Origin of the sequence: Corallococcus interemptor, assembly GCF_003668875.1 — a bacterium.
Taxonomy (GTDB): Bacteria; Myxococcota; Myxococcia; order Myxococcales; family Myxococcaceae; genus Corallococcus; species Corallococcus interemptor.
Genome location: NZ_RAWM01000204.1, coordinates 1 through 10,065, shown reverse-complemented (window position 1 = coordinate 10,065; position 10,065 = coordinate 1). Strand labels below are relative to the sequence as shown.

The following is a 10,065-nucleotide window of genomic DNA, read 5'->3' as shown; positions in this document are numbered from 1 at the left end:
GATCTACACCTATTAAGTCGTCGGCAGCGTCAGATGTGTATAAGAGCCAGACCCTTTACGGCACGGGGCGGCTTGACGGAATGTCCGGCGTACAGCGGTGTTGAGCCGGACGCCCGGGAACCCTAGGCTGCCCGCCGCCCAGGCCGACAGAGGGGACATGAACACCGACATCCGCGCGCTCACCGAACGCGTGCAGCAGGAAAGCAGCTTCGTCGAGGTCCTCAACCAGGAGACCGGAAAGGTCATCGTCGGGCAGCGGTACATGCTCGAACGCATCCTCATCGGCCTCTTGTGCAACGGCCACGTCCTCCTGGAGGGCGTGCCCGGACTCGCCAAGACGCTGACCGTGCGCACCGTGGCGGACTCGCTCAGCGCCACCTTCATGCGCGTGCAGTTCACCCCCGACCTGCTGCCGGCGGACCTCGTCGGCACCATGATCTACAACCAGCAGACGGCCGCGTTCACCGTCCGCAAGGGGCCCATCTTCGCGAACATCGTCCTCGCGGACGAAATCAACCGCGCCCCCGCCAAGGTCCAGTCCGCCCTCCTGGAGGCCATGGCCGAGCGCCAGGTCACCATCGGCGACCAGACCTTCGGCCTGCCCTCGCCGTTCCTGGTGCTGGCCACCATGAACCCCATCGAGCAGGAGGGCACGTACCCCCTCCCCGAAGCGCAGGTGGACCGCTTCATGCTCAAGGTGAAGGTGGGCTACCCGACCCGTGATGAGGAGAAGGTCATCATGGACCGGATGTCCGGTGGCTCGTCGCCCAAGGTCCAGCGGGTCATCTCGCTGGAGCACCTGGTGCGCGCGCGCGAGCTCGTCCACGCCATCTACATGGACGAGAAGGTGAAGGAGTACATCCTCAACGTGGTGTTCGCCACGCGTGAGCCCGCGCGCTACGGCCTCAAGGACCTGGCGGACTACATCCAGTTCGGGGCCTCGCCGCGCGCCACCATCGCGCTGGCGCAGGCGGCCCGTGCGCACGCGTTCCTGCGCCACCGCGGCTTCGTCACCCCGGAGGACGTGAAGGCCATTGCCTTCGACGTGCTCCGCCACCGCATCGCGATGACCTACGAAGCGGAGGCCGAGGAACTCACCCAGGAGAAGATCATCCAGCGCGTCTTCGACCGCGTGGAAGTCCCCTGAGAAGGCCCCGGTAAGAGCGCGCCCGTGCTGCCCAAGGACCTCATCCGCCGCATCCGCAAGCTGGAGATCCGCACCCGCAAGGTGGTCTCCGACATGCTGGCCGGCCAGTACCACTCGGTGTTCAAGGGCCGCGGCATGGCCTTCTCCGAGGTGCGCCAGTACCAGCCCGGCGACGAGATCCGCTTCATCGACTGGAACGTCACCGCGCGCATGAACGAGGCCTTCATCAAGGTCTTCACGGAGGAGCGCGAGCTCACGGTGATGCTCCTGGTGGACGTGTCCGCCTCCAACGAGTTCGGCTCCAAGGACCGCACCAAGGCGGAGGTCGCCGCGGAGGTGGCCGCGCAGATTGCCTTCAGCGCCATCGCGAACAACGACCGCGTGGGGCTCATCCTCTTCTCGGACCGGGTGGAGAAGGTCGTCCCGCCGCGCAAGGGCCGCATGCACGTCTTGCGGCTCGTGAGCGACATCCTCACGTTCAATCCCAAGGGCCACGGCACGGACCTGTCCGCGGGGCTCACGTACCTGACGCAGGTGTCCAAGCGGAAGGCCGTGACGTTCCTCGTGTCGGACTTCATGGCCACGGGCTACGAGAAGCCCCTGCGCCTGGTGGGCCGCCGCCACGACCTGGTGCCGGTGGTCATCGAGGATCCGCTGGAGCAGCGCTTCCCCGCCCACGGCCTGGTGGAGATGGAGGACCCGGAGACGGGCGAGCGCTTCGTCGTGGACACCAGTTCCACCGCCGTGCGCGGCAGGTTCATGCGCGCCATGCAGGCCCAGCGCGACGAGCGCCGCAAGCTCTTCAAGAAGCTGGAGCTGGACCACGTGGAGCTGCGCGCCGGGGATGATCACGGCAAGGCGCTGGCGAACTTCTTCCGCGCGCGGGCCCGGAGGATGGCGGCATGAGACTCGCGCTCGTCCTCGCGGCCGTCCTCTTCGTCAGCGCGCCGTCGGCGTGGGCGCAGGCTCCGGCCGCACCCAAGGCCCCCGTGGCGCTGGAGACGGTGACGCCCACGGGCGCGTCCGCGCGGGTGGAGCCGGAAGAGGTGCACATCGGCGAGCCGTTCACCTACCAGGTGACGCTCACGCACCCGAAGGATCAGCGCTATGAGCTGGTGGCGCCCACGGGCGAGGGCCCGGTGGAGCTGCTCCAGCAGACGCGCCAGCGCCAGGACAACGCGAACGACGCGACCACGACGTTCGGCCTGCGCTTCTCCGCGTTCGAATTGGGCGGCGTGAAGCTGCCGGACCTCGCCTTCGACGTGGCGACGCCGGAGGGACCGCGCCGCTTCGTGCTCAAGGGCAAGACGGTGGACGTGACGTCCACGCTGCCGGCGGATGCACAGGGGCAGGGCGCGGAGCTGTTCGACTACCAGCCGCCGCAGGAAGTGCCCATCCGTTCGTGGACGCTGCTCTACGCGCTCGCGGCGGCGCTGGCGGTGGGTGTGGCCGTCTGGCTGCTGGTGCGCTGGTGGCAGCGCCGCCCGAAGCGCGAGAAGGTCGTCCCGTTGCTGCCCCTGGACGTGCGCGTGCGCCAGTCCCTGGACGCGCTCCAGCGCGAGGACCTGCCCGGCCGCGGCCACGTGAAGGACTTCTACTTCCGCCTCTCCGAAATCGTGCGCGGCTACCTGGGCGAGCGCTACGGCTTCGAGGCCCTGGAGTGCACGTCGTCCGAACTGATGGCGTCCCTGCGCAAGCTCCACACGCCGGGCCTGCCGGAAGACGCGCTGATGCGCTTCGTCTCCGAGTCGGACATGGTGAAGTACGCCCGCGCCGACGCCTCCCCCGAGTCCTGCAAGCAGGCGCTGGCCTTCGGCTACGACCTGCTCGCGAAGACGTACGTCCCTCCTGCTCCCCCCAAGCCCGATGCTGCCCCCGGACCTCGCGTTCAATAACCCGGAGGCGCTCTGGGCCCTCTTGCTGGCGCCGCTGCTGCTGGCGCTCGCGTTCTGGGAGCGCAAGCGGCGCGCCACGCTGCGCTTCTCCGCCGCGCACGTCTTCGCGAAGGGCGGCCGGGGCTTCCGCACGTACCTCCTGCCGCTCCTGCCCATCCTTCGCGCGGCGGCGGTGATCGCCGCGGTGGTGGCCATCGCGCGGCCGCAGTCGCGCGACTCGCGCGTGCGGGATTTGTCGGTGGAGGGCATCGACATCGTGGTGGCGCTGGACCTGTCCACGTCCATGGAGGCCGGTGACTTCCGGCCGCAGAACCGCCTCAACGTGGCCAAGGAGGTGCTGACCGACTTCATCTCCGGCCGCGTGAACGACCGCATGGGTCTGGTGGTGTTCTCCGGCGCCGCGTACACGCAGTCCCCGCTGACGCTGGACTACGGCGTGCTCAAGGAAGTGCTCAAGCAGCTGCGCACCCGCGTGCTGGAGGACGGCACGGCCATTGGTGACGCCATCGCCACGTCGCTCAACCGCCTGCGGGATTCCGATGCGAAGAGCCGCGTGGTGGTGCTGATCACCGACGGCGACAACAACGCCGGCAAGATTTCCCCGCTGGACGCGGCGAACATGGCCGCGTCGCTCCACATCCCCATCTACACCATCCTCGTGGGCAAGGGCGGCAAGGTGCCCTTCCCGCAGGGCACGGACCTGTTCGGCAACACCGTGTGGCGCGAGACGGAGATCCCCATCAACCCGGAGCTGATGCAGGACATCGCGGACCGCACCGGCGGCGAGTACTACCGCGCCACCGACCCGGAAGGCCTCAAGCGGGGCCTGCAGAAGGTGCTGGACGCGCTGGAGCGCTCGAAGCTGATGGAGGGCGGCGCCAGCGCCACGTACAAGGAGAACTTCCACCCGTTCCTGCTGGTGGCCTTCGGGCTGGCCGCGCTGGAGCTGCTGCTGCGCGCTACCTTCCTGCGGGTGTTCCCATGATGCCCACGTTGGAGGCCTGGCGCTTCACGCTCCTGGGCTACCAGGTGGGACTGGCGCAGCCGCTGTACCTGGGGCTGCTGCTGCTGGGCCTGCTGTTGGGGCTGCTCGCGCTGCTCAAGGCGCTGGGCAGAAGGACGCGGCTGTCGTCGCTCATCGCGGAGCGCCACGTGACGGCGCTCGCGCCCGGCGTGTCCGTTTGGCGGCCGGCGGTGCAGGGCGGCCTGTATGGGGTGGGGCTGATGCTGTTCGGGCTGGCGCTCGCGCAGCCCCAGTGCGGCACGAAGAGCGAGCTGACGAAGCGCCGGGGCATCGACGTGGTGGTGGCGCTGGATGCGTCCAAGTCCATGCTCGCCCGGGACGTGCAGCCCAGCCGGTTGGACCGCGCGCGGCTGGAGCTCAACACGCTGCTGGATGAGCTGAAGGGCGACCGCGCGGGCCTGGTGGTGTTCGCGGGGGATGCGTTCGTGCAGTCGCCGCTCACGTCGGACTACTCGGCGGTGAAGCTGTTCCTGCGTGCGGTGGATCCGGACTCGATGCCCCAGGGTGGCACCAACGTGGGCGCGGCGCTGAAGCTGGCCAAGCAGGTGCTGGACAACGCGGACCGGGGCTCCAAGGAGCGCGTGGTGGTGCTGCTGTCGGACGGCGAGGACCTCACGGGCGAGGTGCGCGAGGCCACGGAGGCGCTCAAGGACGCGAACGTGCAGGTGCTCGCGGTGGGCGTGGGTTCGGACTCCGGTGAGCCCATCCCCGTCTACGACCGGCGCGGCGAGTTCGTGGACTACAAGAAGGACTCCAACGGCGACACGGTGATTACCCGCCTGGACCGCGCGGGCCTCACGGCCATCGCGGACGCCACGGGCGGCGCCTTCTTCTACCAGCCCAACGGCGTGGCCATGGGCCAGGTGGTGGAGCGCATTGATCAGCTGCAGAAGAGCGAGCTGGAGAGCCGCGTGACGGTCCGCTACGACGAGCGCTTCCAGTGGTTCGCCGTCCCCGGCCTGGTGCTGCTGGTGCTGGGCATGGCGCTCATCCCGTCGCGCCGGAGGGCCGCATGAGCGCGCGTCCGATGCGGCGGCGCGCGGCGCGCGCGATGGCGGTGGGCCTGGCGGGGTTGCTGGCGCTGCCGGGGCCCGCGTGGGCGGTGGGGCCGCTGGAGAAGGACCACCCGCTGGTGGAGCGCGGGCGCCAGGCCTACGCGGCCGGACGCTACGAGGACGCGCTGAAGGACTTCGACGCCGCGAAGAAGGAGCGGCCCAATGATCCGACGGTGGAGTTCAACCGCGCGGATGCGCTGGCGAAGCTGGGCCGCACGAAGGAGGCGCGCGAGGCCTTCAAGCAGGTGGCGGAGTCCTCGCGCCAGCCCGGCCTGGCGCAGAAGAGCTGGTACAACCTGGGCAACCTCGCGGCCACGTCCGGCGACCGCTCGGAGGCGCTCAAGTCCTACCGCAAGGCGCTCACGCTGGACCCCACGGACACGCTGGCCCGGCACAACTACGAGGTGGTGCTGCGCGACCTGCCGCCCCCGCAGAACGGCCCGGATGGTGGCACCGACGGAGGCCAGGACGGCGGCGACGACGGCGGCCGTCCGGACGCGGGCGAGGACGGTGGCCAGAAGGGTGACGGCGGCACGCCGCAGGACGGAGGCCAGGACGGCGGTCCGGATGGTGGCGCGGACGGCGGGGCCGACGCGGGCCAGGACGGCGGCGCGCAGGATGGCGGTCAGGACGGCGGCGGTGACGGCGGCGCGGGCGATGCCGGCCCGGGTGACGGTGGCGCGGATGGCGGCTCGGATGGCGGCCAGGGTGATGCAGGCCCGGGCGACGGCGGCGCGGATGGCGGGGCCGACGGAGGCCAGGACGAGGGCGACGGCGACTCGCGCGATGGCGGCACGGACGGCGGCAGCGAGAGCGAGGAGGAGGCGGAAGCCAACCCGCGCGACGGCGGAAGTTCGCCGGGTGACGTCGACCGGCAGGAAGCGGAGCGCCTGCTGGATGCGATGAAGCAGAACGAGAAGAATCTCCAGCTCTGGCGTTTCCAGCAGAAGAAGAAGCAGAGGAAGCCCAATGAGAAGGACTGGTAGCGGGCGCACGGCGCTGCTCGCCGTGCTCGCCCTCCTGGCCACGGCGCCAGCGTGGGCGGCGGACATCGAGTTCTACCAGACGGTGGACCGCACCGAGGTGGGCACCGATGACACCTTCAAGCTCACCGTGGTGGTGGTGGACGCGCCGTCCAACGCCCAGGTGCGCCTGCCCGAGTCCAACGACTTCGAGGTGCTCTCCTCGTCGCGCGGCAGCCAGCGCTCCATCTCGCTGTCCGGCGGCGGCCCCGCCGTCATCCAGGACATCACCCGGCATGAGCTGCTGATGCGCCCGCTGCGCGCGGGCAAGCTCACGCTTCCGCCCTCGACGCTCACCGCCGGGGGGCGCACGTACCGCACGGACGCCGTGCAGTTGACCGTGCGCGAGGGCCGCGTGGGCGGCTCTGCCCAGGCCCAGCAAGGCGGCCGGCCGCAGCTGCCGGATCCGTTCCGCAACTTCCGGAACATGCCGGACCCGTTCGGTGACGACGACTCGGACCTGCGGGACGACGAGCCGGTGATTCCGCGTGGGGACTCGGACCTGTTCCTGCGCGCGAGCCTGGACCGCGACGAACTCTACGTGGGCGAGCAGGCCACGCTGTCGCTCTACATCTACTCGCGCGTGGACCTGTCCAGCGTGGACGCGGTGACGATGCCCAAGCTGGAGGGCTTCTGGACGGAGGAGGTGGAGAGCCCCACGCAGCTGACGGGCGAGCAGAAGGTGGTGGACGGCATCCCGTACCGCGCCTACCTGCTGCGCCGCCGCGCGCTGTTCCCGGTGAAGTCCGGCACGCTGATGATCACCCCCGCGGAGGCGGACATCACCACGGGCTTCCTCTTCGCGGGCCACCGCGTGCACCGCGTCTCCAACGGCTTGAAGGTGAAGGTGCGGCCGCTGCCGAATGGCGCGCCGCCGAACATGTCCAACGCGAACGTGGGCTCCTGGCGCATGTCGCTGGACGTGTCGCAGACGCGCGTGGAGCTGGGACAGCCCATCACGGTGAAGGTCATCCTGGAGGGGCAGGGCAACGTGAAGAACGTCACCCCGCCGAAGCTCACCGGCCCCGCCGCGCTGAAGATCTACGAGCCCACGACGACGGACCGGCTCACGCCCAACCGCAACCGCATCCAGGGCCGCCGCGTGGTGGAGTACCTGGTGATGCCGCAGCGCACGGGCACCTTCACGCTGCCGGAGCTGAGCTTCCCGTACTTCGACCCGTCGCGGCGCCAGTACGAGACGGCGCGCACGGACCCCGTGACCATCACCGTGGAGGCGGGCGCGGGCGGCGTGTCTTCACTGCCGTCGACGATGACGCCCTCGCAGGTGGCGGACGCGGCCAACGAGCAGAAGAACGTGCTCACCACGGGCGGGCTGCGTCCGGTGCGCGCCCGGGCCCACTTCGTGGAGCCGTCGCAGCCGGTGTGGATGCGGCCCTTCTTCCTCGCGGGCGTGCTGGCGCCGCTGGGCCTGCTGGCGGGCGTGGCGCTCGTGGGTGGCATGCGCGGCCGGCTGGCCACCCGCTCCGAGGCGGGCAAGGGCCGTCAGCAGGCGAAGGCCGCGCGCAAGCGGCTGGCGGAGGCGGAGAAGCTCAAGGCGGGCGCGGACGCGGGGGCCTTCTACGTGGAGGTGGAGCGCGCGATGACGGGCTTCCTGGAGGCGCGGCTGGGCTTCCCCGTCGGCGGGCTGACGCGTGAGGCGCTGGGAGAGAAGCTGGCGGCGGCGGGCGTGGACGCGGAGCGGCGCGCGCGCGTGCTCTTCGTGCTGGAGGCGTGCGACCTGGGCCGCTACGGCGGCGGGGTGGAGCCGGGCGAGCGGCGCAAGGTGCTGGCGACCGCGGCGGCGGTGATGGAAGGCTGGGCGTGATGAGCGACGCGGCGACGCAGGGCTACTACACCGCCGAGGAAGCGGAGGCCGTCTTCCAGCAGGCCAACGACGCGTATGGCCGCGAGGACTACGCCAACGCGCAGGCCCAGTACGAGAAGCTCATCGCCCACGGCTTCGGCGGTCCGGACGTGCTCTACAACCTGGGCACCACGCACCTGGCCCGGGGCGACCTGGGCCGCGCGGTGCTGGCGCTGGAGCAGGCCCGGAAGCAGGGCGGACGCTCCGAGGACCTGGAGGCCAACCTGGCCCTGGCCCGGGCGCGGCAGGTGGACAAGGTGGTGGGCGCCGCCGCGGACGAGGCCTTCCTCCCCCGGCTGGCGGCCGCGACGGACGGCTCGGCCGTGGCCTGGGTCTTCTTCGTCGCGTGGCTGGTGGGCTTCGCGCTGCTGCTCTTCCGGCGCGCCTTCCCCGCGATGCGGCGCACGGCGGTCGCGGTGGTGGCGGGCCTCTGCCTCACGGCGGCGGTGCCGGCGGCCCTGCTCCTGGCGGCGCACATCTGGGTGCACCAGAACGTGCACGAGGCCGTGGTGCTGGCGCCCACGCTGGTGGCCCGGGAGCTGCCGCGCTCGGAGGGGCGCTCCCTCTTCGAGGTGCACGCCGGCCTGAAGGTCCAGCTCCTGGATGAGACGGGGAAGTACGTGCGCATCCGCCTGCCCAACGGCCTGGAGGGCTGGGCCGAGCGTGACGGCGTCGCTGAAATCTAGGCGGGGCCGGAGCGACCCCGCCGTCGGGGAAAACCGGCAGGGGACTGCTTTCGTACAGAGGGGCGACCGGGAGGCGTCGCATCGCTGGACGCCGCCAGGGCAATGGCCTACGAGGGGCCCCGAGGAACCATGGCTGGCAACGCGCAAGCGCCCTTCCACATCCTGCTCGTCGAGGACGAGCCCGTCATCCGCGAGCTGGTTCGCTCCATGTTGAGCGACGGCACGGTGGACGTGGTCTGCGCGGCCAATGGCATCGAAGGGCTGAAGCTGGCCCGCGACCGCGTCTTCCACCTCATCCTGATGGACGTGGTGCTGCCGCAGCTGGACGGCGTCTCCGTGTGCCGCATCCTGAAGAGCGACCCGGTCACCGCGAAGGTGCCGCTCTACATGCTCACCGGGAAGGCGAAGAAGGCGGACGTGGAGAGCGCGACGCAGGCGGGCGCGGACGGCTACATCCACAAGCCCTTCCGCGGCGCGGAGCTGATGGACCTGGTGGAGCGCCTGCGCACGGCCCGCTCGGCCGCGGACTGACGCTCCCTCCGGAAGTCCCTTACGGCAGGTGGGGGTGGAGGAAGCGGGCCAGGGCGATGAGGTCGTCCCAGTCCAGCTCGCCGAACTCCAGCGCCACACCGTCCACCTCCCGGCGGCGGATGGTGCACATGGTGACGAGCTCCCGGTCGCCCGGCAGCGGCAGGGCGATGGTGAGCGCGCGCTGCGAGTCCGCCGGGTGGGCCTGGAGGAACAGGCCGTTCATGGAGATGTCGCGCGCCTGCGCCGTCACGGTGCGGCCCGACAGGAGCACCTTCACCTGGAGCCGGGCTTCGACGCGAGGGTGATAGCGCTCGCGCTCGTTCGGACGGGGACCATTGGAGGGGTTCATCATCGGGATCACCTTCGGGTGCGACAGGACGCGACAACTGTGAAGCAGGTTGGCGCGGTGGCAAGTTTTCGGGTTTTCCTCCGCCGTCCCGCGCCGTGGACCTGGCGCTCGCGCGCGGGAGACGCCTGACGCGAAGGGCCCCTGTGGTTTCAAGGGGTTGGCCCCTGGCACGGACGGTGGAAGGCAGCCTCTGCGAATCCCTGCCGGAGGCACCCCTTGGAAGACCGTCGCATCCCGTCGTTGAGCATCGCCCCCTCCATCGAGCGCCAGACGCCGAAGACGGAGTTCGGCCCCACGCTGGCGCGAGCGGCGCGCGAGGTGGTGCGCACGGGCGCGGGGCTCGTGGGCGGCATGTTGCCGTCGGGCGCCATCTCCAGCGCGGTGGTGTCCTCGCTGGCCGGCACGGTGTCCGCGGCGGTGCCGGCTGAAGCGATGTCGTCGGTGCCGGCGGCGGGCGGTGCCTCGGCGATGTCGGCGCGGGCGGCGACGGCG

The 10,065-nt window shown here is 70.8% G+C and carries 10 protein-coding genes and 1 pseudogene; 10 read left to right on the top strand and 1 reads right to left on the bottom strand.

All coding sequences use genetic code 11. The features are described from left to right. The first annotated feature begins 157 nt into the window (after positions 1-157). From D7X96_RS37600 to D7X96_RS37560, 9 genes are all read left to right on the top strand, one after another. Positions 158-1,147, top strand: coding sequence for an AAA family ATPase (locus tag D7X96_RS37600; protein WP_014398943.1), 990 nt, complete (start codon positions 158-160; stop codon positions 1,145-1,147). 24 nt (positions 1,148-1,171) lie between these two features. After that, positions 1,172-2,053 (top strand): DUF58 domain-containing protein, encoded by an 882-nt coding sequence (locus tag D7X96_RS37595; protein ID WP_121724688.1) that lies wholly within the window; start codon positions 1,172-1,174, stop codon positions 2,051-2,053. After that, positions 2,050-3,042, top strand: coding sequence for a hypothetical protein (locus D7X96_RS37590; protein WP_121771892.1), 993 nt, complete (start codon positions 2,050-2,052; stop codon positions 3,040-3,042). The genes D7X96_RS37595 and D7X96_RS37590 overlap by 4 nt, the downstream gene beginning before the upstream one ends. After that, positions 3,014-4,027 carry a vWA domain-containing protein gene (locus tag D7X96_RS37585; protein WP_244219862.1) on the top strand — a complete coding sequence of 338 codons (1,014 nt, stop codon included), beginning with the start codon at positions 3,014-3,016 and terminating at the stop codon, positions 4,025-4,027. Before D7X96_RS37590 ends, D7X96_RS37585 begins: the two co-directional genes overlap by 29 nt. Continuing rightward, entirely contained in the window at positions 4,027-5,082 is a 1,056-nt protein-coding gene (locus D7X96_RS37580; RefSeq protein ID WP_121771891.1) for a VWA domain-containing protein, read from the top strand. Before D7X96_RS37585 ends, D7X96_RS37580 begins: the two co-directional genes overlap by 1 nt. Beyond that, on the top strand, positions 5,079-6,107 hold the full coding sequence (locus D7X96_RS37575) for a tetratricopeptide repeat protein (RefSeq protein ID WP_121771890.1): 1,029 nt from the start codon (positions 5,079-5,081) through the stop codon (positions 6,105-6,107). The genes D7X96_RS37580 and D7X96_RS37575 overlap by 4 nt, the downstream gene beginning before the upstream one ends. Then, a complete protein-coding gene (locus tag D7X96_RS37570) occupies positions 6,091-7,968 on the top strand; it encodes a BatD family protein (RefSeq protein WP_120552817.1) in 1,878 nt (625 codons plus the stop codon). Before D7X96_RS37575 ends, D7X96_RS37570 begins: the two co-directional genes overlap by 17 nt. Further along, positions 7,968-8,693 (top strand): SH3 domain-containing protein, encoded by a 726-nt coding sequence (locus tag D7X96_RS37565; protein ID WP_120552816.1) that lies wholly within the window; start codon positions 7,968-7,970, stop codon positions 8,691-8,693. Before D7X96_RS37570 ends, D7X96_RS37565 begins: the two co-directional genes overlap by 1 nt. 129 nt (positions 8,694-8,822) lie before the next feature. Further along, positions 8,823-9,224, top strand: coding sequence for a response regulator (locus D7X96_RS37560; RefSeq protein ID WP_120552815.1), 402 nt, complete (start codon positions 8,823-8,825; stop codon positions 9,222-9,224). A 19-nt stretch (positions 9,225-9,243) separates the two neighbouring features. Here D7X96_RS37560 and D7X96_RS37555 read toward each other — a convergent pair whose 3' ends face one another. Beyond that, the gene (locus D7X96_RS37555) at positions 9,244-9,576 is read right to left on the bottom strand and encodes a PilZ domain-containing protein (protein WP_014398934.1); all 333 of its coding nucleotides are present in this window, start codon (positions 9,574-9,576) and stop codon (positions 9,244-9,246) included. Between the two features lie 213 nt (positions 9,577-9,789). Here D7X96_RS37555 and D7X96_RS37550 point away from each other — a divergent pair. Beyond that, positions 9,790-10,065 (top strand): annotated as a pseudogene (locus D7X96_RS37550) (hypothetical protein); the annotation flags it as partial.

Coding starts and splice junctions, on each gene's coding strand:
- D7X96_RS37600 (WP_014398943.1), top strand. CDS start 158: ATGAACACCGACATCCGCGCGCTCACCGAACGCGTGCAGCAGGAAAGC.
- D7X96_RS37590 (WP_121771892.1), top strand. CDS start 2,050: ATGAGACTCGCGCTCGTCCTCGCGGCCGTCCTCTTCGTCAGCGCGCCG.
- D7X96_RS37585 (WP_244219862.1), top strand. CDS start 3,014: ATGCTGCCCCCGGACCTCGCGTTCAATAACCCGGAGGCGCTCTGGGCC.
- D7X96_RS37580 (WP_121771891.1), top strand. CDS start 4,027: ATGCCCACGTTGGAGGCCTGGCGCTTCACGCTCCTGGGCTACCAGGTG.
- D7X96_RS37575 (WP_121771890.1), top strand. CDS start 5,079: ATGAGCGCGCGTCCGATGCGGCGGCGCGCGGCGCGCGCGATGGCGGTG.
- D7X96_RS37570 (WP_120552817.1), top strand. CDS start 6,091: ATGAGAAGGACTGGTAGCGGGCGCACGGCGCTGCTCGCCGTGCTCGCC.
- D7X96_RS37565 (WP_120552816.1), top strand. CDS start 7,968: ATGAGCGACGCGGCGACGCAGGGCTACTACACCGCCGAGGAAGCGGAG.
- D7X96_RS37560 (WP_120552815.1), top strand. CDS start 8,823: ATGGCTGGCAACGCGCAAGCGCCCTTCCACATCCTGCTCGTCGAGGAC.
- D7X96_RS37555 (WP_014398934.1), bottom strand. CDS start 9,576: ATGATGAACCCCTCCAATGGTCCCCGTCCGAACGAGCGCGAGCGCTAT.